Source organism: Micromonospora sp. DT53 (assembly GCF_049841535.1).
In the GTDB taxonomy this organism is placed as follows: Bacteria; Actinomycetota; Actinomycetes; order Mycobacteriales; family Micromonosporaceae; genus Micromonospora.
Genome location: NZ_JBNCKM010000001.1, coordinates 657,958 through 683,043 on the forward strand (window position 1 = coordinate 657,958; position 25,086 = coordinate 683,043).

Genomic DNA, 25,086 nt, shown 5'->3' on the forward strand with positions numbered 1-25,086 from the left:
GGTGCGGGGGCGGGCGCCACTGTGCCCTCCCCCCCCCCCCGGGGGGGGCCCCCCGCCCCCACCACCGGCGGCGCCCGGGCCGCGGCCCTGGCCCCCCTTCTGGAGAACCTGCGCTTCAACGCCGGTGAGACCAGCAAGGACGAGGCCGAGCGGGGCGCTTTTGCCGACCAGCTCGCCGCGTTCGGCGACGCGTACGTGGACGACGCGTTCGGTGCCGTGCACCGCAAGCACGCAAGCGTCTTCGACGTGCCGGCCCGGTTGCCGCACGTCGCGGGCCGGCTGGTGCTGCGTGAGGTCGAGGTCCTCTCCAAGCTCACCGCTGACCCGGAGCGCCCGTACGTGGTGGTGCTCGGTGGGTCGAAGGTGTCCGACAAGCTCGCGGTGATCGAGGCTCTGCTGCCCACGGTCGACCGGCTGCTCATCGGCGGCGGGATGTGCTTCACCTTCCTCAAGGCCCAGGGCCTGGAGGTGGGCACCTCGCTGCTGGAGAAGGACATGGTCGACACCTGCCGCAACCTGCTGGAGCGGTCCGGTGGCAAGATCATGCTCCCGGTCGACGTGGTGGTCGCGGACGCGTTCGCTCCGGACGCGGCGCACGACACGGTCCGGGTCGACGGCATCCCGAGCCACCGGCTCGGCCTGGATGTCGGCCCGGAGACGGTGGCCGGCTTCAGCGCCGCGCTGTCCCAGGCGAAGACGATCTTCTGGAACGGCCCGATGGGCGTGTTCGAGATGCCGGCCTTCGCGGCGGGCACCCGGGGGATCGCCGAGGCGATCACCAAGGCCGACGCGTTCAGCGTCGTCGGTGGCGGTGACTCCGCGGCGGCGGTCCGTGCCCTTGGTCTGGACGAGTCGTCCTTCGGGCACATCTCCACAGGCGGTGGCGCCTCCCTGGAATACCTCGAGGGCAAGGCCCTCCCCGGCATCGCGGCCCTGGAGAACTGAATGTCGAGCACGACCCGCCGGCCGTTGATGGCCGGCAACTGGAAGATGAACCTCAACCACCTCGAGGCCAACCTGCTGGTGCAGAAGCTGGCGGCGAGCCTCACCGAGAAGCAGCTCACCGCCGTCGAGACGGTCGTGTTGCCGCCCTTCACCGACCTACGGACCGTGCAGACCGCGGTGGACGGCGACAAGCTGCTGATCGGCTACGGCGCACAGGACCTCTCCCCGCACGCGTCCGGCGCGTACACCGGGGACATCTCCGGGCCGATGCTGGCCAAGCTCGGCTGCACGTACGTGGTGGTCGGGCACTCCGAGCGGCGGGCCTATCACCACGAGGACGACGCGTTGGTCAACGCCAAGGTCAAGGCGGCGCTGACGCACGGCCTGACGCCGATCCTGTGCGTGGGGGAGGGGCTTGACATCCGCGAGCAGGGCACCCACGTGGCGCACTGCTCCGACCAGCTCGAAGGGGGCCTCGCCGGGCTCACCGCCGAGCAGGTGCGGCAGGTCGTGATCGCGTACGAGCCGGTCTGGGCGATCGGCACGGGCAAGACCGCGACGCCGGACGACGCTCAGGAGGTCTGCGGGGCGGTGCGTCAGCGGCTGGCGGAACGCTTCGACCAGGAGACCGCCGACCAGGTTCGGGTCCTCTACGGCGGCTCGGTCAAGGCGTCCAACATCGCCTCGATCATGGGCCAGGCGGACGTGGACGGGGGCCTGGTGGGGGGCGCCAGCCTGGACGCGGAGGAATTCGCTCAGATCTGCAGGTTCCCGGAGCACCTCGCCCGCTGATCGCTCGGTATCCTGGACACCGCCCGTCCGCCGGTCGGTGCCGCCGTGCCCGATCAGACCGGGCGAGGATCGCTACGAGAGGAACTGACCCCAGCCATGCCGATCTGGTTCGCATACACGTTGATCGTGTTGCTGGTCATCACGAGCATTCTGCTCACCATGCTGATCCTGCTGCACCGCGGCAAGGGCGGCGGTCTGTCGAGCATGTTCGGCGGTGGCGTCAGCTCCAGCCTCGCCGGCTCCTCGGTCGCGGAGAAGAACCTGGACCGTTACACCGTTCTGGTGAGCGTCGTCTGGTTCGCCGCGATCGTCGGGCTCGGGCTCTGGCTGCGCCTCCAATTGAACAGCGGCTCCTGAGCAGGCTCGGTAAGTCGTACAATCTGCGCGCGGTTCGTCACTCGACGGGCCGCGCGCAGGCTTTTCTCCGCTGCACCGCGTCGCCCGCCGCTCCACCCCCGAAGACGGCGGGTCCCCTCCGACGACAGGAGCGAGCAGCCGTGCCGAGTGGCAACGTTATCCGGGGAGCCCGGGTCGGGTCCGCACCCATGCGCCCGGACGAGCGGCACCAACCCGCCCCCCGACAGGACGTCACCTACTGGTGCCGTAACGACCATCGGATCGACATCCGGATCGCCGCGGACGTCGAGCCGCCGCCCCTGTGGGACTGCCCCCGCTGCGGCCTGCCCGCCGGCCGGGACGCCGAGAACCCGCCGGGCCGGGTCCGCGCCGAACCGTACAAGAGCCACCTGGCGTACGTGAAGGAGCGGCGCACCGCCGAGGAGGGGGAGGCCCTGCTCGCCGAGGCGCTCGCCGCACTACGCCGACGACGCGGCGAGTAACGGGCTCCTCCGCGCGCTCAGCGCAGGCTGCGCAGTCGGGCGGGCACGTCGGCTGCCGCTGCCCGGTCCAGCAGCCAGCGGGTGCGGCCCACGCCGCGCACACCGGCCGCCGGCAACTGCACCGGCCCGGCGCCCGACAACGCCATACCCACCGCGCGAGCCTTGTCGGCACCGGCGGCCACCAGCCAGACCTCCTCGGCGGTGTTGATCGCCGGCAGGGTGAGGGTGGTCCGCGTCGGCGGCGGCTTGGGGCTGCCCCGCACCGCGCTGACCGGCCGGGTCTCGTAACCCACCGGGTGCTCGGGGAAGACCGACGCCACGTGGCCGTCCTCGCCGACGCCCAGCATCAGCACGTCGAAGTGCGGCAGCGTGGCGTGCCCGGGTCGGGCGGCGCGTGCCAGTTCGTCCGCGTACGCGGCAGCCGCCGCCTCGGGGTCGTTGCCGGCCGGGCCGTCCGAGGCTGGCATCGCGTGCACCCGGGCCGGGTCCAGCGGCACCACGTCCAGCAGGGCGGCGCGGGCCTGGGTCTCGTTGCGGTCCGGATCACCGGCGGGCAGGAACCGTTCGTCGCCCCACCACACGTCGACCCGGGACCAGTCCACCGCATCGCGGGCCGGCAACGTCGCCACCGCGCGGTACACGGCCGCGGCGACCCGCCCTCCGGTGAGCACCACCGAGGCTTCGCCCCGGTCGGCCTGGGCGTCGAGCAGCTTCACCAGCAACCGGGCTGCCACGGCCTGCGCCAACAGGTCGGCGTCGGCGTGGACGGCGACACTCGCCTCACTCATGGTTGCGCCTTCGTTTCCCGACCGCGGGGCGGTCGCTGTCGTGCCCGGGGCGGTGTGCCCGAGGTGGTGGGGCGGAGACCCCGGAGATTGCGGGGCAGGGCCGGCGCGTACCGGCCCTGCCCGACGTCGTGCCCCGGCTGGGCTCAGCCCTCGCCGCTCGTGCCGGTGTGCGCGGTGACCCCGGCCTCGGCGCGCTGCGCGGTGGCCGGATCCTTCCAGACGTGGACTCGCTGCGCAGGGCGCTGCTCCAGCCCGCGCAGCCCCACCGTGGCGCCCAGCGCCTCCGCGTACACCTGGTCGGCGTCCAGACGACGCAGCTCCTCGGCCAGCTCGTCGCCGAGCGGGCGACGGACCAGCGGCAGGGCCCGGTCGTCCTGGCCGGTCCGCCGGAACACGGCCATGCTGTCCTCGCGGGTCAGCGTCAGCTGGTCGCCGTTGGCGCAGCTGAGCTGCACCTCCCGCATCCGAGGGAACTCGTTGTCGTCCACCCGGCGGGGGGTGATGCCGAGCCGGCTGGACAGCCAACCCGCCATCAGCGCCGCCGTCGGGTCGGTCGGCGGCGCGACGATTGTCGCCTCGGTGACCCGCTCGCTTGTGGTGTCGAACGCCCCGGCGACCAGGGTGCGCCACGGGGTGATCCGGGTCCACGCCAGGTCGGTGTCACCCGGGGCGTAGTCCCGGGCACGCTGCCGCAGCGCCTCCACCGGGTCGGCGGCCTGCGCGGAGTCGGTGATCCTCCGGTCGGCCACCACCCCGAGGAAGTCGGTGGCGATCTCCGCCGGCGGCTCGCCGTGCCACCAGGTGACCACCGGCACGTCGGGAACGAGTAGCGGCATCACGACCGACTCGGCGTGCAGGGACAGCCGGCCGTACATCCGGGTGACCACCGCCTCGCACGGGCCGAGCCGCCCACCGACGACGATCTCCGCGTCCAGGCGGTTGCGGTCCCGCTCGATCTCCGAGCGCACCACCACCACGAGCCGGCACGGGTGGGCGGCCGCGGCGATCGTCGCCGCCGCCTCTGCCTCCCGGACCCGCTTCTCGTCGACGACCACGATGAGGGTGAGCGCCATGCCGCTGGCCACCCCGCCGGCGCTGCGCCGCTCGGCGGCGAGCGCCTTGACCACCTCGTTGCCGGTGGTGTCCCACAGCCCGATCATGCTCGTCTCCAGGCGCGGCCCTCGCGGGCCAGCATCTCGTCGGAGGCCCGTGGGCCCCACTCGCCGGCCCGGTACGGCTCCGGGGTGGTGCCCTCCCAGGCGTGCTCCAGGGGGTCGATCACCTGCCAGCTCTGCTCGACCTCGGACGCGTCCGGGAACAGGGTGCGATCGCCGATCAGCACGTCCAGGACCAGACGCTCGTACGCCTCCGGGCTGGACTCGGTGAACGCCTCGCCGTACTGGAAGTCCATCGCGATGTCGCGGACCTCCATGGTCGTGCCCGGCACCTTCGAGCCGAACTTGAGCACCACACCCTCGTCCGGCTGCACCCGGATGACCAGCTGGTTGTTGCCCAGCGACTCCATGTCGGCGTCGTTGAACGGCAGGTGCGGCGCCTTCTTGAACATGATGGCGACCTCGGTGACCCGCCGGGGCAGCCGCTTGCCGGCCCGGATGTAGAACGGCACCTCCGCCCAGCGGCGGTTCTGGATGCCCAGCCGCACCGCCACGTACGTCTCAGTGGTGGAGTCGGTGGGGACGTCCCGCTCGTCCAGGTAACCGACCGCGCGTTCGCCGCCGACCCAACCGGGCAGGTACTGGCCCCGGACGGTGTCCCGGGTGACGTCCTTGGGCAGCGTGATGGCCTTGAGCACCTTCAGCTTCTCGGCCCGGATCTCGTCGGCGTCGAAGCTGGTCGGCTCCTCCATCGCCACCAGGGCGAGGAGTTGGAGGAGGTGGTTCTGCAGCACGTCGCGGGCGGTGCCGACGGTGTCGTAGAAGCCGGCGCGGGTGCCGATGCCGACGTCCTCCGCCATGGTGATCTGCACCGAGTCGACGTACTTGGAGTTCCACAGCGGCTCGAACAGGTTGTTGGCGAACCGCAGGGCGAGGATGTTCTGAACCGTCTCCTTGCCCAGGTAGTGGTCGATCCGGAAGACGTCCTGCCGGGTGAACACGTCGTCGACGAGGTCGTTGAGCGCCTTCGCCGAGGGCAGGTCGTTGCCGAACGGCTTCTCCACCACGACCCGGCGCCAACCGCCGGACTTCTCGTTGTCGGCCATGCCGGTGCGGGCCAGCTGCTTGAGCACGACGGGGAACGCGGCCGGCGGGATGGAGAAGTAGAACGCCGCGTTGCCGGTGATGCCGTGGGTCTGGCGCAGATCGTCAAGCGTCGAGGCGAGGGTGTCGAAGGCCGCGTCGTCGTCGAACGACCCGCCGACGAACTTGATGTTGCCGGCCAGCCGCGCCCACACCTCGTCCCGCCACGGGGTCCGGGCGTGCTTGCGGGCAGCCTCGCAGGCCAACGTCTCGAAGTCGCCGTCACCCCAGTCGCGGCGCGCGAAACCGAGCACCACGAAGCCCGGCGGCAGCAGCCCCCGGTTCGCCAGGTCGTAGACCGCGGGGAGCAGCTTCTTGCGGGCCAGGTCGCCGGTCACCCCGAAGATCACCAGAGCGCAGGGCTCGGGGATCCGGGGCAACCGGCGGTCCTGCGGGTCGCGCAGCGGATTCACCGAACCGCCTCCTCGCTCCGCTTCAGTCACGTCGTCCATCCTCACGCCCGCAGATCACCGGCCGCGTCCAGTAGTTGGGCGACACCGGCGGCCCGGTCGGTCAGGTGCAACCGCAGCACCGGCCGCTCCCGACCGGCGAGGGCCTGCCGGTCCCCGGCGGCCTGCGCCGCCTGCAACTCCCCGAAGGTGTACGGCTTGCCCGGCACCGCCAGGTCCTCGGCGACCGCGCCGGTCACCTGGAGGTAGCTGCCCACCTGCGGGCCGCCCTTGTGGTACTGGCCCGTCGAGTGCAGGAACCGCGGACCCCAGCCGAAGGTGACCGGCCGCCCGCCCGCCTCGGCAAGCAGCGGCCGCAGCCGGGCCGCGTCGGCGTCGGCGAACCGGTCGAGGTACGCCATCACCGCGAGGTAACCGTCGTCGCCCAGCCCGTCGAGCAGCCAACGCAACACGCCGGCCAGGTCCCCCGGGGCGCCCTGCGGGGCGTACACCTCGATCGCGCCCTCGGTGAACGACGGCGTCTCCGCCGGCAGGCCCGAGGCCAGGATCTTGTTGGTGTTCTCCTTGGACTCGGTGACGTTCGGCTGGTTGAACGGGTCGATGCCGAGCACCACGCCGGCCACCGCGGTGGCGTACTCCCAGGCCAGGAAGTGCGCGCCCAACGGGCCGTTGACGGCCACGTCCGGCGTGGCGCCGCCGCCCGGCACGTCACCGGGGGCGAGCGCGCCGCCGTAACTGACGGTCAGCACGTCCGGGCCGGTGGCACCGGGGCTCTGCGGGGACTCCACGACCACTGGGAGGATGCCCACCCCGGCCTTGCCGGTCGACTCGGCGATCAGCTGCTCGGCCCAGTCGCCGAGCCCGTCGATGCCGGTGCCGTCGGAGACCAGGGCGACCTTGTCCCGGGCCAGCGTGGCCGCGGCGCCCAGGGCGGCGCCCAACGCCAGCGCCGGGTTGTTCTGGTCCGCGCCGAGCGACGTGGCCAGCGCGTCGGCCTGGTCGAGCAGTTCCGCGACCTCGACCCCGGCCAGCGCCGAGGGCACCAGACCGAAGGCGGTCAGCGCCGAATAACGGCCGCCGACGTTCGGGTCGGCGAGCACGGTGAACGCACCCATCTCGGCCGCGGTGGCCTCCAGCGGCGAACCCGGGTCGGTGACGATGACGAAGTGCCGGCCGGCCTCCGCCTCGGTCATCCCGGCGTCCAGGAACGCCTGCCAGTAGGCGCGCCGGTGGCTGTCGGTCTCCACCGTCGACCCGGACTTGCTGGCGACCACCACGACGGTGCGCTCCAGCCGGTCACCGAGCGCCGCCCGGACCTGGCCCGGGTCGGTGGTGTCCAGCACGGTCAGCGGGCGACCCAGCGTCTGGGTGATCACCTCGGGCGCGAGCGACGAGCCGCCCATGCCGGCGAGCACCACGTGATCCAGGTCGGCCAGCTCCGCGGTCAGCTCGGCCAACTGCACGAGCAGCTCGCGGCTGCGCCGGTGGGTGTCCACCCAGCCCAGCCGGATCTTCGCCTCGGCCTCGGCATCCGGACCCCACAGGCTCGCGTCCTTGCCCGCCAGCTTGCCCGGGACGCCGGCCTTGACCAGCGCGTCCCGGGTCGAGGCGGGCGCGGACTTGTCGACCGCGTCCGCGCCGTACACGGCGAGCCCGGCAGCTGCCTCCACAGGTCCTGCAAGAAGGTCACTCATGCCGTCACTCCGCTTCGCTGCGTGCCGTCACGAGGCTCCGTGGCGCTGAGCTTGCTGGTGGTTCGCTCGCTGCGCTCGCTCATGCGCCACCGGCCTTCTCGGCGGCCTTGGCGTTGCCCTTGGCCGCCTTGTTCGGAGCACCCTTGCCCTTCGCCGCCTCCTCCAGCGACTTGCGGACGCCGTCGAGCAGTTCCTGCCAGCTGGCCTCGAACTTCTCCACGCCCTCGCGCTCCAGGGTGGCGATCACGTCGTCCATGTCCACCCCGACCGACTCCAGGTCGGCGAAGACCTTGCGGGCCGCGTCGTAGGACCCGGTGATGGTGTCGCCGCGGGTCTCGCCATGATCGGCGTACGCGTGGATGACCGACTCCGGCATGGTGTTGACCGTGCCGGGGGCGATCAGCTCCTCGACGTAGATGACGTCCCGGTAGTCCGGGTTCTTCGTCGAGGTGGACGCCCAGAGCGGCCGCTGCGGGTGCGCGCCGGCACCGGCGAGCGCCTTCCAACGGTCGGAGGAGAACACCTCGGAGTAGCGCTCGTACGCCAGCTGCGCGTTGGCGATGGCGGCGCGCCCCTTCAGTCCCAGCGCGCGCTCTTTGCCTGCACTGTCGGCGGCCTTGTCGGCTATCCGGTCCAATCGCTTGTCGACCTCGGAGTCGACGCGGGAGACGAAGAACGACGCCACCGAGCCGATCTTGGACAGGTCGTGGCCGTTGGCCTTGGCCTGCTCCAGGCCGGTGAGGAACGCCTCCATGACCGCCGAGTAGCGGTCCAGACCGAAGATCAGCGTCACGTTGACGCTGATCCCCTCGGCCAGGGTGGCGGTGATCGCCGGGAGGCCGGCCTCGGTGGCCGGGATCTTGATGTAGAGGTTGGGGCGATCGACCAGCCACCACAGCGCCTTGGCCTCGGCCACGGTCTTGTCGCTGTCGTGCGCCAGCCGGGGGTCCACCTCGATGGAGACCCGACCGTCGACGCCCTCGCTGCCGTCGTACGACGGACGCATCACGTCGCAGGCCCACCGCACGTCGTACGTGGTGAGCATGCGCACCGACTCCTCGACCTCGATGCCACGGGTGGCGAGGTCGCGAAGCTGCCAGTTGTACTCGTCGGCGTCGCTGAGCGCCTTGGCGAAGATCGTCGGGTTGGTGGTGACACCGGCCACGTGCTTCTCGCGGCGCAGCTGGTCCAGCCCGCCGGAGCTCAACCGCACCCGGGAAAGATCATCGAGCCAGACCGCCACGCCCGCGGCGGTGAGCTCATTCAGCTTGTCCGTCATGCCATCCACGCTCCCTCAGTTGCCGGTCGTGAAACCGGTGATGTCGCCCACCCGGGCCAGTGAGGCGTGTGCTGCCGCCACGATCCGGTCGGGGGTGAACCCGAACTGCTCGAAGAGCACGGTGTGCGGGGCGCTCGCTCCGTAGTGCTCCAGGCTCACGCTCTCGCCGAGGTCACCGACGACACCGCGCCAGGACATCGCGATGCCCGCTTCCACGCTCACCCGTGCCTTTACCCCGCGCGGGAGCACCGACTCCCGGTATGCCTCGTCCTGCTCGTAGAACCACTCCTGGCAGGGCATCGAGACGACCCGGGTCGGGGTGCCGTCGGCCTCCAGCCGCTCCCGGGCGGTCAGGCAGAGCTGCACCTCGGAACCGGTGCCGATGATGATCACCTGAGGCTTGCCGTTGGATGCCTCGGCCAGCACGTAGCCGCCCTTGGCCACACCCTCCGCGCTGCCCAGGACGTCGCGGTCCATGGTCGGCAGCGGCTGACGGCTCAGCGCCAGCGCGGTCGGCCGGTCGGTGTGCTCCAGCGCCTGCCGCCAGGCCCAGGCGGTCTCGTTGGCGTCCGCCGGCCGGACCACGTCCAGGCCCGGGATGGCGCGCAGCGCGGTCAGGTGCTCCACCGGCTGGTGGGTCGGGCCGTCCTCGCCGAGACCGATCGAGTCGTGCGTCCAGACGTAGGTCACCGGCAGCTTCATCAACGCGGCCAGCCGCACCGACGGACGCATGTAGTCGCTGAAGACCAGGAACGTGCCGCCGTACGGGCGGGTGCCACCGTGCAGGGCGATGCCGTTGAGGATCGCGCCCATGGCGTGCTCACGGATGCCGAAGTGCAGCGTGCGGCCGTACTCGTGACCGGGGAAGTCCTTGGTGGCGTGCGCGGCCGGGATGAACGACGGCTCGCCCTTCATTGTGGTGTTGTTGCTCTCGGCCAGGTCGGCCGAGCCGCCCCACAGCTCCGGGAGCACCGGCGCGAGCGCCTCCAGCACCTTGCCGGAGGCGGCCCGGGTGGCCACACCCTTGGCGTCCGCGGGGAAGACCGGCAACGCGTCGGTCCAGCCGTCGGGGAGTACGCGGCCAGCCAACCGCTCGTAGAGCGCGGTGCGCTCCGGGTTCGCCTTCTTCCAGGCGTCGAACGCGGTGGTCCACTCCTGCTCGGCGTCGGAACCGCGGCCCATCACCGTGCGGGCGTGGCTGAGCACCTCCTCGTCGACCTGGAAGGTCTGCTCCGGGTCGAAGTCGAGGATCCGCTTGGTGGCCTTCACCTCGTCGGCGCCGAGCGCCGAGCCGTGGATCTTGCCGGTGTTCTGCTTGTTGGGCGCGGGCCAGCCGATGATGGTGCGCAGCGCGATGAAGGAGGGACGGCTGGTCTCCGCCCGGGCGGCCACGAGCGCCGCGTGCAGCGCCTCGGCGTCCTCGTGGTAGTCGCCCTGGTCGGCGTCGCCGCTGCGCCAGTCGACGGTCTGCACGTGCCAGCCGTACGCCTCGTAGCGGGCGGCCACGTCCTCGCTCTTGGCGATCCGGGTGTCGTCCTCGATGGAGATCTCGTTGTCGTCGTAGATCACCGCGAGGTTGCCCAGCTGCTGGTGCCCGGCGAGGGCGCTGGCCTCGTGGCTGATGCCCTCCTCGATGTCGCCGTCGGAGACGATGCACCAGATGTTGTGGTCGAAGACGGACGCGCCGAGCTCGGCCTCGGGGTCGAACAGGCCGCGCTCGCGGCGGGCCGCCATGGCCATGCCAACCGCGTTGCCCAGACCCTGCCCGAGCGGGCCGGTGGTGGTCTCCACGCCCGGCGTGTGCCCGTGCTCGGGGTGCCCCGGCGTCTGCGAGCCCCACTGCCGCAGCGACTTCAGGTCGTCCAGGCTCAGCGGGTAGCCGGAGAGGAACAGCTGGATGTAGAGCGTCAGGCTGGAGTGCCCGGCGGAGAGGACGAACCGGTCGCGTCCCGGCCAGTTCGGATCGGCCGGGTTGTGCCGCATGACGCGGTTGAAGAGGAGGTACGCCGCGGGCGCGAGGCTCATCGCGGTGCCCGGGTGGCCGTTGCCGGATTTCTCTACGGCATCCATGGCCAGCACGCGGACGGTGTCTACGGCCCGGCGATCGAGGTCGGACCAGTTCAGTGCGGGGTGCTCGGGTCGTTTAACAGCCACGATGGTTGTGCTCCTCGGCAGATGGGCGGAACCCTCACCGATGACCTTATCGAGCGTCCCTGAGCGCGCGCCCGGGGATCTGTGCATGGTGTGCGCTACGTGACCATCCGGATGCTCGGTTCAACCCGGTGGTGTGACGGCCCGCACCGTTGTCGGGTCGGCCGGGCAGCCAAAACGACGACGCGTAGTGTGTGGGTCGGTATGCGGACCTGTTGTGGTCCCGGCCGATCCGACTCTCCCCGTGCCCGATGCCGGAAGGTGGCAATCCGTGAGCATGATCACCGAGCGCCCCGCGAGCAACCCGGCCGGGGGACACCCGGCGCGGGCGGCCGAGGGCCCGGTGGCCCGGCGGGACGTACGAGCGGTCTTCTCGTCGTACGTGTCCCTCACCAAGCCGCGGATCGTCGAGTTGCTGCTGGTCACCACCATCCCGGCGATGATGCTCGCCGAGGGCGGGCTTCCGTCGCTGTGGCTGATGGCCGTCGTGCTGATCGGCGGCTCGCTCGCCGCCGGCGCGGCCAGCGTGCTCAACTGCTACATCGACCGCGACATCGACCAGCTGATGCGGCGTACCAAGCGTCGGCCGTTGCCGGCGCACACCGTGTCGCCGCGAAGCGCGCTGGTCTTCGGGCTGGTGCTGGCGGCGGTGTCGGTCGCCCTGCTGGCGGCGTTCACCAATCTGCTGGCCGCCGGGCTGACCCTCGCCGCGATCCTCTACTACGACCTCGTCTACACCCTGTGGCTCAAGCGCTCCACCCCGGCGAACACCTTCTGGGGCGGCGCCTGCGGGGCGGCGCCGGTGCTGATCGGGTGGGCGGCGGTGACCGGCTCGCTGTCGCCGGCCGCCTGGGGGCTCTTCGCGGTGGTCTTCTTCTGGCAGATGCCGCACTTCTACCCCCTCGCGATGAAGTACAAGGACGACTACGCCCGGGCCGGCATCCCGATGCTGCCGGTGGTGGCCTCGATCCGCCGGGTCAACGCCGAGATCCTGATCTTCGCGTGGCTCACCGTGCTCACCTCCCTGGCCGTCTGGCCGCTGGGGCTCAGCGCGATCTACGGGGTGCCGACCCTGGTGGTGGGTGCCATCTTCGTGCTCGAGGCACACCGGCTCTGCCGGCGCGCGACGCGCGGCGAGGCGGTCAAGCCGATGCGGCTGTTCCACTGGTCGACGACGTACCTGACGATCGTCTTCCTGGCCGTCGCGCTCGACGCGCTGATCTGACCCGTCCCGCACGCCCGGCTCTGACCGTCGCTTCTGACCTTCGCTCCTGATCGTCGGCGAATGGCATCCGTGATCTGGTGACTAATCATGGACGTGGATGAGTTGTCCGGGTTTAACGTCACATCAGAGTAACTTTCAGCATGAGTCGGATGGGCTCAACTAGATGCCGTTCAGGAGCGCTTTGCCCGCGCGTTTTGGCGGTAAAAGTCGGTAAATAAACGGACAGCGAACCTGTGGCCAGCCTTAAACCTGTAGGTAATTGGCATCACAAAAGGTTCATGGTTCTCGCCCGACGGGGTGCGACTCTGCTTAGGCTTCGCGTCATGGCAGATGGTTCCGATACGACGCTGACGGCCGAGCAGACCGCCGGCGAGCAGGCGCCCCACGGCCTGGTCGCGGGCCTCAAGGCGTTCGCCGCCGGACACGGCGGCGCGAAGGCGGTCATCGAGTACGTCGGCAAGCGTGGCGCGCGGATCGTGCTGGTGGGTTCCGATGGTGAGTGGGGCGACCAGTTCGCCGAGGACACCGTCACCGCCCGGGAGGCGTGCGCCACGGCGGGAGTCACCGTCGAGAACGCCTGGGAGCGTGAACTGATGGACCAGATGCGCCCCAGCAACGACCTCTGGCGGTCGATGGCCCGCCGCACGATGTCCCGCTGAAAAACAGCTGAATTGACCACATATCACCAGTCGACCCGGGGGGAACCCCGGGTCGCTCTCGTCACCTGCGCCGACCTGGCCGACCTCGACCCTGACGACCGGCTGGTCCTCGCTCCGCTCGCGGCCCGTGGCGTCGCCGTCCAGGCCGTCAGCTGGGACGACCCCGACGTCGACTGGTCGTCCTACGACCTGGTCGTGCTCCGCTCACCCTGGGACTACGCACTGCGCCGCGACGAGTTCGTGTCCTGGGCGGCCACCGTGCCGACGCTTGTCAACCCGGCCGACGTGGTCCGCTGGAACACCGACAAGCGTTACCTCGCCGAGCTGAGCGCCGTCGGGGTGCCGACCGTGCCGACGTCGTGGATCGAGCCGGGGGAGGGTTGGCAACTGCCCGCCGAGACCGGCGAGTACGTGCTCAAGCCCGCGGTCAGCGCCGGCAGCCAGGACACCGGCCGATACGACCTGGCCGACCCGGAACACCGGGACCTGGCCGCCGCACATGTCCGCCGGCTGTCCGAGTCCGGCCGGGTGACGATGGTCCAGCCGTACCTGCGTGCCGTCGACACCGAGGGCGAGACGGCACTGCTCTTCCTGGCCGGCCCGGAGGGGCTCGCGTTCAGCCACGCGATCCGCAAGGGTCCGATGCTGACCGGGCCGGACCTCGGCCCGGACGGGCTCTACAAGGCCGAAGAGATCACCGCCCGCACCGTCCGCCCCGAACAACTGGCGGTGGCCGAGCGGACCCTCGCGGCGATCCCCGGCGGCACCCGGCAGCTGCTCTACGCCCGGGTCGACCTGATCCCCGGTCGGGACGGCGAGCCGGTCCTGGTCGAACTGGAGCTGACCGAGCCGTCGCTCTTCATCGGGTACGCGGACGAAGCCCCCGACCGCCTCGCCAACGCGATCACCACCCACCTGACCCACCGCGCCTGACCTCCCGTGCTGCTCGCGCTGGGCGTGGTGTCCGCGCTGTCCGCGCTGTCCGCGTTGGGCGTGGTGTCCGTGCTGCTCGCGTTGGGCGTGATGTCCGCGCTGTCCGCACTGCGCGTGGTGTCCGCGCTGTCCGCACTGGGCGTGGTGTCCGTGCTGTCCGCGCTGCTCGCGTTGGGCGTGGTGTCCGCGCTGTCCGCACTGGGCGTGGTGTCCGCGCTGTCCGCGCTGCTCGCGTTGGGCGTGGTGTCCGCGCTGTCCGCGCTGGGCGTGGTGTCCGCGCTGTCCGCGCTGCTCGCGCTGGGCGTGGTGTCCGCGCTGTCCGCACTGCGCGTGGTGTCCGCGCTGTCCGCGCTGCTCGCGCTGGGCGTGGTGTCCGCGCTGTCCGCGGCAAGATCGCGCAGCATCCTGGTTGTAGTGGTGTCGGTGCGTCGCCGAGGCCACTACATCCTGGTTCGAGCGTGACCTTGGCGGTCGTGGGCACCCCCACTCCCGCTCTCGGTTCCTCGTGGGCGGTGTTCGTCGTCAAGATCCGCGCAGTATCGGGGATGTTGCTGTCTCTGGCGGTGTCGGAGGCAGCAACATCGGGGTAGTTGCGGAGATCTTGGCGCGGGGCGCGGGGGGCGGGGCGTGCGGGGCGCGGGGCGTGCGGGGCGTGGGGCGCGATGCGCGATGCGCGATGCGCGATGCGCGATGCGCGGGGTGCGGGGTGCGAGGGCGCGAGGGCGCGGGGCGCGGGGTGCGGGGCGCGAGGGCGCGGGGCGCGAGGGCGCGGGGCGCGAGGGTGCGAGGGCACTAGGGCACGGGGCGCGAGGGCACGGGGGGCAGGCCTTGGGGTCGTCGGGCGGCCGGGGTGGGTCAGGCGGTGACCGCTACCGGGGTGGCGGTGTCGCTCGGGGCGGCCTCGGGGGTCGGCGCGACCGGGCGGCGTTCCCGGGTGGACCACTGCACCGCCAGGGCGGCCAGCAGCACCAGGCAGGAGCCGAGCATGTGCGCGCCGACCAGGATCGCCGGCACGTGGGTGAAGTACTGCACGAAGCCGATGAGGCCCTGACTCAACTCCACGGCGACCAGGACGATCGCGGCGCGGGTGGCCCGCTGCGCACCGACGGCGCGGAACGCGAAGATGAGCGCCACCGAGAGGCCGATCAGCAGGAAGACCCCGTCGGCGTGCACCTGGGAGATCGTCTCCGGGTCGAGCCCGTTGCGGGCGGCGCCGTGGTCGCCGGCGTGCGGGCCGCTGCCGGTGACCCAGGTGCCGATGACCAGCACCGCGACGGTGACGCCTGTGGTGATCCGGGCCAGCGCGCGCAGCGGTGCGGGCACCACGGCCACGGTCGGGCCGTCGGGGTCGCCGATGCGCCGCCAGAGGGCGTACGCGGCGGCGATCACCGCCATCGAGGCGAGGAAGTGCAGGCCGACCACCCACGGGTTGAGGTTGGTGAGCACGGTGATGCCACCGACCACCGCCTGGGCGGGAATGCCCAGGAACACCGCGACCGCGAGGGCCAGCAGCCCGGGTCGGCGCGGCCGGTGCAGGAGTACGGCCAGCAGGGTGGCCAGCGCGATCAGGCCCACCGCGAAGGTCAGCATCCGGTTGCTGAACTCGATCACCCCGTACACGCCCATCTCGGGGGTGGTGACGTACGAGTCGTCGGTGCACCGGGGCCAGGTGGGGCAGCCGAGGCCCGAGGCGGTCAACCGGACGGCCCCGCCGGTGACGACGATCGCCACGTTCGAGATGATCGAGGCGAGCGCGAGGCGGCGCAGCAGGATGCCGGAGACCGGACGGACGATGCGGTTCACGGCGCAAATCCTACGCACTGTAGTGATCGAGGTTCGTCCGACTCCGCCGGCTCGGTGGCTCGGATCACCGGGGCCCGGGTTTGCGACCCTCCGGGTAATTACGTAACGTTGGCGTTGTGAAAAACGCGGCGGCGCTCTCCGGGCACCAACCGACGGCCGTGCCGGCCCTCGGTGGGTCCGTCTCTGCGCCCGCCGTGACCATGTCGGCCGGCCTTGCCGGGTCGGCGGCGGCCGAGATCTCCACCCGGGATCGGGTCACCCAGTTGCTGCTGGAGCAGGGTGCCACCACCGCCGCGCAGCTTGGCGCGGCGCTCGGGCTCAGCCCGGCGGCGATCCGCCGGCACCTGGACGCGATGCTCGCGGAGGGTGACGTCTACGCCCGCGAGCAGACCGTGCAGGGCAGTCGAGGGCGAGGGCGCCCGGCCAAGGTGTTCCTGCTGACCGAGGCCGCCCGGGTCCGCTGTGGCACACACCACTACGACAACATGGCCACCGCCGCGCTGCGTTGGATCGCCCGCAGCGGCGGTTCGGGCGCGGTCGAGGCGTTCGCCACCGAGCAGGTGTCCGCTCTCGAGTCCCGTTGTCGGACGGCCATGGAGGACGCCGGCGACGAGCCTCTCGCCCGAGCCGAGGCACTCGCCGCAGCGCTCACCGCCGAGGGTTACGCTGCCAATGCGACCACGATCGCCTCCGGCGGCCAGCTCTGTCAGCACCACTGCCCGGTGGCGCACGTGGCCGCCGAGTTTCCCCAACTGTGCGAGGCCGAGACCGCGGTTATCTCCCGTCTGGTCGGCACCCACGTGCAGCGTCTGGCCACCATCGCGCACGGCGACGGGGTGTGCACCACGCACATCCCGACCCAGCCGGGCCGCGTTCAATCCGGTAATCCCGTCACCACTGTGAGGACAGATAGATGACCGAGCAGATCGTCCAGCCCCTGACCCAGGAAGAGCAGCTAGCCGCCCTGGGCCGGTACGAGTACGGCTGGTCCGACCCGGACGCCGCCGGGGCGGTCGCCCAGCGCGGCATCAACGAGGCGGTGGTGCGGGACATCTCGGCCAAGAAGAACGAGCCGGCGTGGATGCTCGACCTGCGGCTGAAGGGCCTGCGGCTGTTCGGCCGTAAGCCGATGCCGGCCTGGGGCGCGGACCTCACCGGGATCGACTTCGACAACATCAAGTACTTCGTGCGGTCGACCGAGAAGCAGGCCACCAGCTGGGAGGACCTGCCCGAGGACATCAAGAACACCTACGACCGGCTGGGCATCCCGGAGGCGGAGAAGCAGCGGCTGGTGGCCGGTGTCGCGGCGCAGTACGAGTCGGAGGTCGTCTACCACAAGATCCGTGAGGACCTTGAGGAGCAGGGCGTTCTCTTCCTGGACACCGACACGGCGCTGCGTGAGCACGAGGATGTCTTCAAGGAGTACTTCGGCACGGTGATCCCGGTCGGTGACAACAAGTTCGCCGCCCTGAACACCTCCGTCTGGTCCGGTGGCTCGTTCATCTACGTGCCGAAGGGCGTGCAGGTGGAGATCCCGCTGCAGGCCTACTTCCGGATCAACACGGAGAACATGGGCCAGTTCGAGCGGACGCTGATCATCGTCGACGAGGGTGCGTACGTGCACTACGTCGAGGGCTGCACCGCGCCGCTCTACTCCTCCGACTCGCTGCACAGCGCGGTCGTCGAGATCATCGTGAAGAAGAACGCGCGCTGCCGCTACACGACCATCCAGAACTGGTCGAACAACGTGTACAACCTGGTCACCAAGCGCGCCGTCTGCCACGAGGGCGCGACCATGGAGTGGGTCGACGGCAACATCGGCTCCAAGGTGACCATGAAGTACCCGGCGGTCTACATGACCGGCGAGCACGCCAAGGGCGAGGTGCTCTCGGTGGCGATGGCCGGCGAGGGTCAGCACCAGGACGCCGGCGCCAAGATGGTGCACGCCGCGCCGCACACCTCCTCGACCATCGTGTCGAAGTCGATCGCCCGTGGCGGCGGCCGCACCTCGTACCGGGGTCTGGTGCAGGTGCTGGAGGGTTCGCACCACAGCCGGAGCACGGTCAAGTGCGACGCGCTGCTGGTCGACACCATCTCCCGCTCGGACACCTACCCGTACGTCGACATCCGCGAGGACGACGTGTCGATGGGGCACGAGGCGACCGTCTCCAAGATCAGCGATGACCAGCTCTTCTACCTGATGAGCCGGGGTCTGAGCGAGGACGAGGCGATGGCCATGATCGTGCGCGGCTTCATCGAGCCGATCGCCAAGGAGCTCCCGATGGAGTACGCCCTGGAGCTCAACCGCCTGATCGAGCTTCAGATGGAGGGCGCGGTCGGCTGACGCCGCCCGCCCCTACCGAGCACCTGACACCGTCGTCGTAGAACAGACCAAGGAAGAAATGACTACCCAGGCTTCCGCGCCGCCCAGCACCAAGTCGCAGGCGCTGCGCTCGTACGACGTCGCCGACTTCCCGGCCCTCACCGGCCTGGAGGAGGAGTGGCGCTTCACCCCGCTCAAGCGCCTCCGCGGCCTGAACACTGAGGCGCCGGCCGCGACCGGCGCGGTCCGACACGAGTACGGTGACCTGCCCGAGGGCGTCGCCATCACCCGGGTCGGCCGTGACGACGAGCGGATCGGCAGTGTGCTGACCCCTGTCGACCGGGTCAGCGCGCTGGCCTACGGTGCTGCCGCGGACGCCCTGCTGCTGCGGGTGGCCCCCGACGTGGTGCTCGGCGAGGCGGTGCGTCTGCGGGTGGTCGGCGAGGGCGTCGAGCAGCCGTCGTTCGGTCACACCTTCGTCGAGGTGGGCCGGTTCGCCGAGGCGACTGTGGTTCTGGAGCACGTCGGCTCGGCCACCCTGGCCGACAACGTCGAGGTGACCGTGGCCGACGGCGCGAAGCTGACGCTGGTCACGGTCGCCGACTGGGCCGACGACGCGGTTCAGGCCCAGCACCTGAAGATCAAGCTGGGCCGGGACGCCCGGGTCATCCACATCCAGGTGTCCCTGGGTGGCGATCTGGTCCGGCAGTTCACAAGTGTGGAATACACCGGGCGCGGTGGCGAGGCCGAGCTGTACGGCGTCTACTTCGCCGACTCGGGCCAGCACCTGGAGCACCGGCAGTTGGTCGATCACAGCGTTCCGGACTGCCGCAGCTACGTCGGCTACCGGGGTGCCCTGCAGGGCGAGAGCGCGCACACCGTCTGGGTGGGCGACGTTCTCATCCGGGCCGAGGCGACCGGCACCGACACGTACGAGATCAACCGGAACCTGCTGCTCACCGACGGCGCGCGGGCGGACTCCGTACCCAATCTGGAGATCGAGACCGGCGAGATCGCCGGCGCCGGCCACGCCAGCGCGACCGGCCGCTTCGATGACGAGCAGCTGTTCTACCTGATGGCCCGGGGAATTCCGGAGGGTGAGGCCCGCCGGCTGGTGGTCCGTGGCTTCTTCGCCGAGCTGATCAACAAGATTCCGGTGGATTCGCTGCGCGAGAGCCTCGGCGACGCGATCGAGGCCCGGCTGACCAAGGCGGGCGCTTGATGATCCGAATCTGCTCCACCGAGGACGTGCCGAAGGGCACCGCGATCAGCGCGGACGTCGACGGCACGCCGATCGCCCTGGTGCACGGCGAGGACGGCGGCTTCTACGCCGCGTACGACGAGTGCTCGCACGCCTCGGTCGCGCTCTCCGAGGGCGAGGTCGACGGCTGCACGCTCGAGTGTTGGCTGCACGGTTCGCGCTTCGACCTGCGCACCGGCGAGCCGACCGGCCTGCCCGCCACCGAACCCGTCCCCGTCTACCCCGTCGAAGTCCGCGACGGCGACATCTACCTCAGCCTGACGCCGAGTAATGGAGTGACCCGATAATGAGCACCCTGGAGATCCGCGACCTGAAGGTGTCGGTCAAGCTGCCCGAGGGTGAGCTCAAGCCGATCCTGTCCGGCGTCGACCTGACCGTGAAGTCCGGTGAGACCCACGCGATCATGGGTCCGAACGGTTCCGGCAAGTCCACCCTGGCGTACTCGATCGCCGGTCACCCCAAGTACGAGATCACCGGTGGCAGCGTCACGCTCGACGGCGAGGACGTGCTGGCCATGACTGTCGACGAGCGCGCCCGCGCCGGCCTCTTCCTGGCCATGCAGTACCCGGTCGAGGTGCCCGGTGTCTCGGTGGCGAACTTCCTGCGGACCGCGAAGACCGCCATCGACGGCGAGGCGCCGAAGCTCCGTACCTGGGGCGGCGAGCTGCGCGGCGCGATGGAGCGCCTCCAGATGGACCCGGCGTTCGCCCAGCGCAACGTCAACGAGGGCTTCTCCGGCGGTGAGAAGAAGCGGCACGAGATCGTCCAACTGGAGCTGCTCAAGCCGAAGATCGCGATCCTCGACGAAACCGACTCCGGTCTCGACGTGGACGCGCTGCGCGTGGTCAGCGAGGGCGTCAACCGGGTCCGCGACAACGGCGACACCGGCGTGCTGCTGATCACCCACTACACCCGGATCCTGCGCTACATCAAGCCGGACTTCGTGCACGTCTTCGTGGCCGGCCGGATCGTCGAGCAGGGCGGCCCCGAGCTGGCCGACAAGCTTGAGGCCGAGGGCTACGAGCGGTACGCCGCCGGGGCCGGCACGGCCAAGGCCTGAGCGGGAGAGGCGCTGCCGAGATGACCAGCATCGCGATCCCTTCGGGGATGCCGCAGTACGACGACGTGCCGCGTTTCGACGTGGCCCGGGTGCGCGCCGACTTCCCGATCCTCGGTCGGGAGATCAACGGGCACCCGCTGGTCTACCTCGACAGCGCCAACACCTCGCACAAACCGCGCCAGGTGCTCGACGTGCTCGACGAGCACTACGCGCGGCACAACGCCAACGTGTCGCGCTCGGTGCACACCCTGGGCACCGAGGCCACCGAGGCGTACGAGGGGGCGCGGGCGAAGATCGCCGGGTTCATCAACGCGCCCAGCGTCGACGAGGTGGTGTTCACCAAGAACTCCACCGAGGCGATCAACATCGTGGCGTACGCCTTCTCGAACGCCTCGCTGCGCCCGGACGCCGACCCCCGGTTCCGGCTGGGGCCCGGCGACGAGGTGGTGATCTCCGAGATGGAGCACCACTCGAACATCGTCCCGTGGCAGCTGCTCTGTGAGCGGACCGGCGCGACCCTGCGCTGGTTCCCGGTCACCGACCAGGGTCGGCTGGACGAGTCGGGCCTGGAGGATCTGGTCACCGAACGGACGAAGATCGTCTCGTTGGTGCACGTGTCCAACATCCTCGGCACGGTCAACGCCACCTCCCGGATCACCGCGCGGGTGCGCGAGGTGGGCGCTCTGCTGCTGCTGGACTGCTCGCAGTCGGTGCCGCACCTGCCCATCGACGTGGTCGACCTGGACGCCGACTACATCGTCTTCACCGGTCACAAGATGTGCGGTCCGACAGGCATCGGCGTGCTGTGGGGTCGGGGTGAGCTGCTGGCGGCCATGCCGCCGGTCTTCGGCGGCGGCTCGATGATCGAGACGGTCACCATGGGCCGCTCGACGTTCGCCGCGCCGCCGGCCCGCTTCGAGGCGGGCACTCCGCCGATCGCCGAGGCGGTCGCGCTGGGTGCGGCTGTCGACTACCTGACCGACATCGGGATGCGGGCCATCCAGTGGCACGAGAAGGAGCTGACGGCGTACGCGCTGGATGCTCTCGGCTCGGTACCGGACCTACGGATCTTCGGCCCGACCGTGCCGGTGGGCCGGGGCGGCACCATCTCGTTCGCGCTGGGTGACGTGCACCCGCACGACGTGGGTCAGGTGCTCGACTCGCTCGGCGTGCAGGTGCGGGTGGGCCACCACTGTGCCAAGCCGGTGTGCAGCCGGTTCGGCGTCCCGGCCATGACCCGGGCGTCGTTCTACCTCTACACCACCACCGAGGAGATCGACGCTCTGGTGGCAGGTCTGGAGCAGGTGCGGAAGGTGTTCGACTGATGCAGCTCGACCAGCTCTACCAGGAGATCATCCTGGACCACTACAAGCGCCCACACGGGCGTGGCCTACGCGACGCCGACGACCCGGGTGACCAGGTCGCGGAGGCGCACCACGTCAACCCCACCTGCGGTGACGAGGTCACCGTCCGGGTGGCCACCGACGGCACGGTGCTGCACGACATCTCGTACGACGGGATGGGCTGTTCGATCAGCCAGGCCTCGGCGAGCGTGCTGCACGAGTTGCTGCGCGGTCGCGGCACTGGGGAAGCATTCGAGGTGCACGAGGCGTTCGTGGAGTTGATGTCCGGACGTGGCCAGGTCACGCCGGACGAGGACGTGCTCGGTGACGGGGTTGCTTTCGCGGGTGTGGCCCGTTACCCCGCCCGGGTGAAGTGCGCGCTGCTGCCGTGGATGGCGTTCAAGGACGCCGCGGCACGCGCCGGTGTGGGCGTGAGCCCGGAGGTGAAGGCGTGACGGTGCGTCAGCGAGCCAATGACACAGTGGTGCCGGGTGGCATCACACAGCGATGCGGAGGGACGGCATGAGCGAGAACACCGCTACCGAGGCGACGCCTGAGGCCGGTGACACCAGCGTGGTGCCGCAGACCGACGCCGCGACGACCGGTGGCACCGGTGACGCCGCCGCCCCTGCGGGCGGCGTCAGCAAGGCCATGATCGCCGATATCGAGGAGGCGATGAAGGACGTCGTCGACCCGGAGCTCGGCATCAACGTGGTCGACCTGGGCCTCGTGTACGGCGTACACGTCGACGACGAGAACGTCGCCACCCTGGACATGACGCTCACCTCGGCGGCCTGCCCGCTGACCGACGTCATCGAAGACCAGACCCGGCAGGCGCTGACCACCGGCCCCGGCGGCGGCCTGGTCAACGACATCCGGATCAACTGGGTGTGGCTCCCGCCGTGGGGCCCCGACAAGATCACTGACGAGGGTCGCGACCAGCTCCGTTCCCTCGGCTTCAACGTCTGACCCGACTTCGCCCCACAGTCGTCGAGCGCGGTGCCCGTTTGGGTGCCGCGCTCGATCTGTTGTGCCGCCACGTGCATCAGTAGTGGAACGGATCGTTCCGGTCTGCTATTCTGATTGCAGAACGGAGCGGAACATTCCGTTCACCAGGTGAGTGGTTTCGCTCGCTTGACGGGGTCGGCGGAGAGGGTCGGGACAATGGGTGAGATGGCGGCTGGACAGTGGCGAGACGTGCTCGACGAGGCGCACAAGGCGCTCCGGGCGACCGCCGAGGGAATCCCAGCCGATGCCTGGGACCTGCCCACTCCGTGCGAGCGGTGGACTGTCACCCAGGTGCTCCAGCACGCGACCGGCGACCAGATCGCCTTCGCGGCGGCGATCGTCGGCGGGGCGGGGCCGTCGGAGGACCCGTTCGCGCCCTCCGGTCGGATCGAGGGTGACAAGCTGATCGGGTTGCGCGCCGCCCTCGACGCGTCCGCTCGCGCCTGGGCGGGCGTCGCCGACGACGATCCGCAGGTGCGGACTCCGCTGCCGCTGGGTGCGTTGCCGGCCCAGGTGGGTGCCGTCGCGTGCGCTCTCGACGCGGCGGTGCACGCCTGGGACATCGCGGTGGCCACCGGTCAGCCGTCCCCGCTGAACGACAACCTGGCCCGCCCCCTGCTGGAGGTCGCCCGGCAGGTCGTCGAGCCGTTGCGAAACTACGGCGCGTACGCCCCGGCGCTCGACGCCGGCGCGGAGGCCGACGACGTCAGCGCCCTGCTCTCCTACCTCGGCCGCGACCCCCAGTGGCCCGGAGTGCGGCTCTGATCGATCGGCCGACCCCCGAACAACCCAAGATCGCGCTCGATCATTGATGTAGTGGCCTCGGTGCGTCGCCGAGGCCACTACATCCTGGTTCGAGCGTGACCTTGGCGGTCGTGGGCACCCCCACTCCCGCTCCCGGTTCCTCGTGGGCGGTGTTCGTCGTCAAGATCCGCGCAGTATCGGGGATGTTGCTGTCTCTGGCGGTGTCGGAGGCAGCAACATCGGGGTAGTTGCGGAGATCTTGGCGCGGTGCGTGCGGGCGGGCGCGGGGCGCGGGGCGCGCAGGTGCGGCGCGTGCGGGTGCGGGGCGCGGGGCGCGCAGGTGCGGCGCGGTGCGCGCGGTGCGCGGTGTGCGCGGTGCGCGGTGCGCGCGGTGCGCGGTGCGCGGTGCGCGCGGGTGCGGGGCGCGGGGCGCGCAGGTGCGGCGCGGGGCGCGTGCGGCGTGCGGCGGGGCGCAAGGTGCGGGGCGTGCGGCGGGGCGGGGCGCGAGGGCGTGCGGCAAGGCGCAGGGCGCAAGGTGCGGGGCGTGCGGCGGGGCGGGGCGCGAGGGCGTGCGGCAAGGCGCAGGGCGCAAGGTGCGGGGCGTGCGGCGGGGCGGGGCGCGAGGGCGTGCGGCAAGGCGCAAGGCGCGGGGCGTGCGGCGGGGCGCGAGGGCGCGGGGCGGGGGAAATTCGGTGGCGGGGCGCGGGTTCGGCGCGCAGGATGCGCGTGTGATTGAGGCGTACCCGATGCAGGTCCCTGTCCGTGCGGCGACTGCCGTGCGTCGACAGCGGCCGGTCCGGGGGCGAGCCTCGACCCGCCACCGACGTCCGTGACCGGGGCGTTCCTCGCCGGTCTGGTGGCCGGCTACGGCGTCGCGATCCCGGTCGGCGCGATCGCGATCCTCATCCTGGGGCTCAGTGCCCGTACCTCGTTCCGGGTCGGTGCGGCCGCGGCGCTCGCCGTGGCGACGGCCGACGGGCTCTACGCGGCAGTCGCCGCGCTCGGCGGCGCGGGCCTGGCCGACGTCATCGCACCGGTCGCCGGGCCGCTGCGGGTGGTCGCCGCCGTCGTCCTGTTGGGGCTCGCCGGGCACGGCCTCTGGCGGACGTGGTCCGCGCACCGCTCCCGGCGACGGCCGACGGCACGCGCGGGTCGGGGGATGAGTACTCCGGGGCGGGCCTACGCGGCGCTGCTCGGGCTGACTCTGCTGAACCCGATGACGGTGCTCTATTTCACCGCGCTGGTGCTCGGCCGTCGGGACACGGCCGACTCGGGCGTGGTCCCGGTGGCGCTGTTCGTGGCCGGGGTGTTCCTGGCGTCGGCGAGTTGGCAGCTGTTCATCGCCGGCGGCGGCACGGTGGTCGGCCGGGCGCTGACCGGGCCGCGTGGTCGGCTGGTCACCGGCCTGGTCTCCAGCGTGCTCATCGCCGCGCTGGCGGTGGCTGCGGTCCTGCCGGGCTAGCGGTCACCACCGGCTGTTCAGCCACCACCGGGCCGGGCCCGCGGGGCCACCGACCGCGTCGGGACCGGGCCGGGCCGTCTGACTGCACCGGATCCGCCCGGGCCGGGCC

General features: G+C 71.0%; 25 protein-coding genes. 18 read left to right on the plus strand and 7 right to left on the minus strand.

Annotation, left to right across the window (positions count from 1 at the left end):
• The 4 genes from ACLQ3B_RS03185 to ACLQ3B_RS03200 form a co-directional block, all read left to right on the plus strand.
• A partial coding sequence (locus tag ACLQ3B_RS03185; protein ID WP_425777159.1) for a phosphoglycerate kinase occupies positions 1-945 on the plus strand: 945 nt, incomplete at its 5' end.
• Positions 946-1,737: a triose-phosphate isomerase gene (gene tpiA, locus ACLQ3B_RS03190; RefSeq protein WP_425777161.1), complete on the plus strand. Its 792-nt coding sequence runs from the start codon at positions 946-948 to the stop codon at positions 1,735-1,737.
• Between the two features lie 96 nt (positions 1,738-1,833).
• Positions 1,834-2,094 (plus strand): preprotein translocase subunit SecG, encoded by a 261-nt coding sequence (gene secG, locus ACLQ3B_RS03195; protein ID WP_425777163.1) that lies wholly within the window; start codon positions 1,834-1,836, stop codon positions 2,092-2,094.
• 140 nt (positions 2,095-2,234) lie between these two features.
• Positions 2,235-2,576 carry an RNA polymerase-binding protein RbpA gene (locus tag ACLQ3B_RS03200; protein WP_425777165.1) on the plus strand — a complete coding sequence of 114 codons (342 nt, stop codon included), beginning with the start codon at positions 2,235-2,237 and terminating at the stop codon, positions 2,574-2,576.
• 17 nt (positions 2,577-2,593) lie between these two features.
• Here the strand turns inward: ACLQ3B_RS03200 and pgl are convergent, their stop codons facing one another.
• From pgl to tkt, 6 genes are all read right to left on the minus strand, one after another.
• Positions 2,594-3,364, minus strand: a complete 771-nt coding sequence (gene pgl / locus ACLQ3B_RS03205) for a 6-phosphogluconolactonase (protein ID WP_425777166.1) — start codon at positions 3,362-3,364, stop codon at positions 2,594-2,596.
• Positions 3,365-3,507: 143 nt separating this feature from the next.
• Positions 3,508-4,524, minus strand: a complete 1,017-nt coding sequence (locus tag ACLQ3B_RS03210) for a glucose-6-phosphate dehydrogenase assembly protein OpcA (RefSeq protein ID WP_425777168.1) — start codon at positions 4,522-4,524, stop codon at positions 3,508-3,510.
• Positions 4,521-6,074, minus strand: coding sequence for a glucose-6-phosphate dehydrogenase (gene zwf, locus ACLQ3B_RS03215; protein ID WP_425777170.1), 1,554 nt, complete (start codon positions 6,072-6,074; stop codon positions 4,521-4,523). The genes ACLQ3B_RS03210 and zwf overlap by 4 nt, the downstream gene beginning before the upstream one ends.
• 2 nt (positions 6,075-6,076) lie before the next feature.
• Entirely contained in the window at positions 6,077-7,726 is a 1,650-nt protein-coding gene (locus ACLQ3B_RS03220) for a glucose-6-phosphate isomerase (RefSeq protein ID WP_425777172.1), read from the minus strand.
• A gap of 79 nt (positions 7,727-7,805) precedes the next feature.
• Complete coding sequence (tal, locus tag ACLQ3B_RS03225; protein ID WP_425777174.1) at positions 7,806-9,005, minus strand: transaldolase; 1,200 nt, start codon at positions 9,003-9,005, stop codon at positions 7,806-7,808.
• 15 nt (positions 9,006-9,020) lie between these two features.
• Positions 9,021-11,159, minus strand: a complete 2,139-nt coding sequence (gene tkt, locus ACLQ3B_RS03230) for a transketolase (protein WP_425777175.1) — start codon at positions 11,157-11,159, stop codon at positions 9,021-9,023.
• A 268-nt stretch (positions 11,160-11,427) separates the two neighbouring features.
• On the opposite strand from tkt, the gene ACLQ3B_RS03235 reads away from it, so the two are divergent.
• The 4 genes from ACLQ3B_RS03235 to ACLQ3B_RS03250 all read left to right on the plus strand — a co-directional run bounded on the left by ACLQ3B_RS03235 (position 11,428) and on the right by ACLQ3B_RS03250 (position 14,435).
• Positions 11,428-12,381 (plus strand): heme o synthase, encoded by a 954-nt coding sequence (locus ACLQ3B_RS03235; protein WP_425777177.1) that lies wholly within the window; start codon positions 11,428-11,430, stop codon positions 12,379-12,381.
• 323 nt (positions 12,382-12,704) lie between these two features.
• Positions 12,705-13,040 carry a hypothetical protein gene (locus tag ACLQ3B_RS03240; protein ID WP_425777179.1) on the plus strand — a complete coding sequence of 112 codons (336 nt, stop codon included), beginning with the start codon at positions 12,705-12,707 and terminating at the stop codon, positions 13,038-13,040.
• Between the two features lie 12 nt (positions 13,041-13,052).
• On the plus strand, positions 13,053-13,973 hold the full coding sequence (locus tag ACLQ3B_RS03245) for an ATP-grasp domain-containing protein (RefSeq protein ID WP_425777181.1): 921 nt from the start codon (positions 13,053-13,055) through the stop codon (positions 13,971-13,973).
• A gap of 6 nt (positions 13,974-13,979) precedes the next feature.
• A complete protein-coding gene (locus tag ACLQ3B_RS03250) occupies positions 13,980-14,435 on the plus strand; it encodes a hypothetical protein (RefSeq protein WP_425777183.1) in 456 nt (151 codons plus the stop codon).
• Positions 14,436-14,828: 393 nt separating this feature from the next.
• Here the strand turns inward: ACLQ3B_RS03250 and ACLQ3B_RS03255 are convergent, their stop codons facing one another.
• The gene (locus ACLQ3B_RS03255; protein ID WP_425777185.1) at positions 14,829-15,794 is read right to left on the minus strand and encodes a COX15/CtaA family protein; all 966 of its coding nucleotides are present in this window, start codon (positions 15,792-15,794) and stop codon (positions 14,829-14,831) included.
• Positions 15,795-15,892: 98 nt separating this feature from the next.
• Here ACLQ3B_RS03255 and ACLQ3B_RS03260 point away from each other — a divergent pair, with 98 nt between their 5' ends.
• The 10 genes from ACLQ3B_RS03260 (at position 15,893) to ACLQ3B_RS03305 (ending at position 24,977) form a co-directional block, all read left to right on the plus strand.
• Entirely contained in the window at positions 15,893-16,693 is an 801-nt protein-coding gene (locus ACLQ3B_RS03260; protein WP_425777187.1) for a helix-turn-helix transcriptional regulator, read from the plus strand.
• Positions 16,690-18,120 carry a Fe-S cluster assembly protein SufB gene (gene sufB / locus ACLQ3B_RS03265; RefSeq protein ID WP_091403689.1) on the plus strand — a complete coding sequence of 477 codons (1,431 nt, stop codon included), beginning with the start codon at positions 16,690-16,692 and terminating at the stop codon, positions 18,118-18,120. Before ACLQ3B_RS03260 ends, sufB begins: the two co-directional genes overlap by 4 nt.
• A gap of 58 nt (positions 18,121-18,178) precedes the next feature.
• Positions 18,179-19,321: a Fe-S cluster assembly protein SufD gene (sufD, locus tag ACLQ3B_RS03270; protein WP_425777189.1), complete on the plus strand. Its 1,143-nt coding sequence runs from the start codon at positions 18,179-18,181 to the stop codon at positions 19,319-19,321.
• The gene (locus ACLQ3B_RS03275; RefSeq protein ID WP_091403693.1) at positions 19,321-19,647 is read left to right on the plus strand and encodes a non-heme iron oxygenase ferredoxin subunit; all 327 of its coding nucleotides are present in this window, start codon (positions 19,321-19,323) and stop codon (positions 19,645-19,647) included. Before sufD ends, ACLQ3B_RS03275 begins: the two co-directional genes overlap by 1 nt.
• Positions 19,647-20,420 (plus strand): Fe-S cluster assembly ATPase SufC, encoded by a 774-nt coding sequence (sufC, locus tag ACLQ3B_RS03280; protein WP_425777191.1) that lies wholly within the window; start codon positions 19,647-19,649, stop codon positions 20,418-20,420. Before ACLQ3B_RS03275 ends, sufC begins: the two co-directional genes overlap by 1 nt.
• Before the next feature lie 20 nt (positions 20,421-20,440).
• Positions 20,441-21,745 carry a cysteine desulfurase gene (locus ACLQ3B_RS03285; protein ID WP_425777193.1) on the plus strand — a complete coding sequence of 435 codons (1,305 nt, stop codon included), beginning with the start codon at positions 20,441-20,443 and terminating at the stop codon, positions 21,743-21,745.
• A complete protein-coding gene (sufU, locus tag ACLQ3B_RS03290) occupies positions 21,745-22,218 on the plus strand; it encodes a Fe-S cluster assembly sulfur transfer protein SufU (protein WP_328652952.1) in 474 nt (157 codons plus the stop codon). The genes ACLQ3B_RS03285 and sufU overlap by 1 nt, the downstream gene beginning before the upstream one ends.
• A gap of 67 nt (positions 22,219-22,285) precedes the next feature.
• On the plus strand, positions 22,286-22,732 hold the full coding sequence (locus ACLQ3B_RS03295) for a metal-sulfur cluster assembly factor (protein ID WP_425777195.1): 447 nt from the start codon (positions 22,286-22,288) through the stop codon (positions 22,730-22,732).
• A 204-nt stretch (positions 22,733-22,936) separates the two neighbouring features.
• Positions 22,937-23,536 (plus strand): TIGR03086 family metal-binding protein, encoded by a 600-nt coding sequence (locus tag ACLQ3B_RS03300; protein WP_425777197.1) that lies wholly within the window; start codon positions 22,937-22,939, stop codon positions 23,534-23,536.
• 808 nt (positions 23,537-24,344) lie between these two features.
• Positions 24,345-24,977, plus strand: coding sequence for a LysE family transporter (locus tag ACLQ3B_RS03305; RefSeq protein ID WP_425777199.1), 633 nt, complete (start codon positions 24,345-24,347; stop codon positions 24,975-24,977).
• Positions 24,978-25,086 lie beyond the last annotated feature (109 nt).

Bases quoted from the DNA above. Each gene is read 5' to 3' on its own strand.
- tpiA (WP_425777161.1), top strand. From the start codon at position 946: ATGTCGAGCACGACCCGCCGGCCGTTGATGGCCGGCAACTGGAAGATG.
- secG (WP_425777163.1), top strand. From the start codon at position 1,834: ATGCCGATCTGGTTCGCATACACGTTGATCGTGTTGCTGGTCATCACG.
- pgl (WP_425777166.1), bottom strand. From the start codon at position 3,364: ATGAGTGAGGCGAGTGTCGCCGTCCACGCCGACGCCGACCTGTTGGCG.
- ACLQ3B_RS03210 (WP_425777168.1), bottom strand. From the start codon at position 4,524: ATGATCGGGCTGTGGGACACCACCGGCAACGAGGTGGTCAAGGCGCTC.
- zwf (WP_425777170.1), bottom strand. From the start codon at position 6,074: ATGGACGACGTGACTGAAGCGGAGCGAGGAGGCGGTTCGGTGAATCCG.
- ACLQ3B_RS03220 (WP_425777172.1), bottom strand. From the start codon at position 7,726: ATGAGTGACCTTCTTGCAGGACCTGTGGAGGCAGCTGCCGGGCTCGCC.
- tal (WP_425777174.1), bottom strand. From the start codon at position 9,005: ATGACGGACAAGCTGAATGAGCTCACCGCCGCGGGCGTGGCGGTCTGG.
- ACLQ3B_RS03240 (WP_425777179.1), top strand. From the start codon at position 12,705: ATGGCAGATGGTTCCGATACGACGCTGACGGCCGAGCAGACCGCCGGC.
- sufB (WP_091403689.1), top strand. From the start codon at position 16,690: ATGACCGAGCAGATCGTCCAGCCCCTGACCCAGGAAGAGCAGCTAGCC.
- sufD (WP_425777189.1), top strand. From the start codon at position 18,179: ATGACTACCCAGGCTTCCGCGCCGCCCAGCACCAAGTCGCAGGCGCTG.
- ACLQ3B_RS03275 (WP_091403693.1), top strand. From the start codon at position 19,321: ATGATCCGAATCTGCTCCACCGAGGACGTGCCGAAGGGCACCGCGATC.
- sufC (WP_425777191.1), top strand. From the start codon at position 19,647: ATGAGCACCCTGGAGATCCGCGACCTGAAGGTGTCGGTCAAGCTGCCC.
- ACLQ3B_RS03285 (WP_425777193.1), top strand. From the start codon at position 20,441: ATGACCAGCATCGCGATCCCTTCGGGGATGCCGCAGTACGACGACGTG.
- sufU (WP_328652952.1), top strand. From the start codon at position 21,745: ATGCAGCTCGACCAGCTCTACCAGGAGATCATCCTGGACCACTACAAG.
- ACLQ3B_RS03295 (WP_425777195.1), top strand. From the start codon at position 22,286: ATGAGCGAGAACACCGCTACCGAGGCGACGCCTGAGGCCGGTGACACC.
- ACLQ3B_RS03300 (WP_425777197.1), top strand. From the start codon at position 22,937: ATGGCGGCTGGACAGTGGCGAGACGTGCTCGACGAGGCGCACAAGGCG.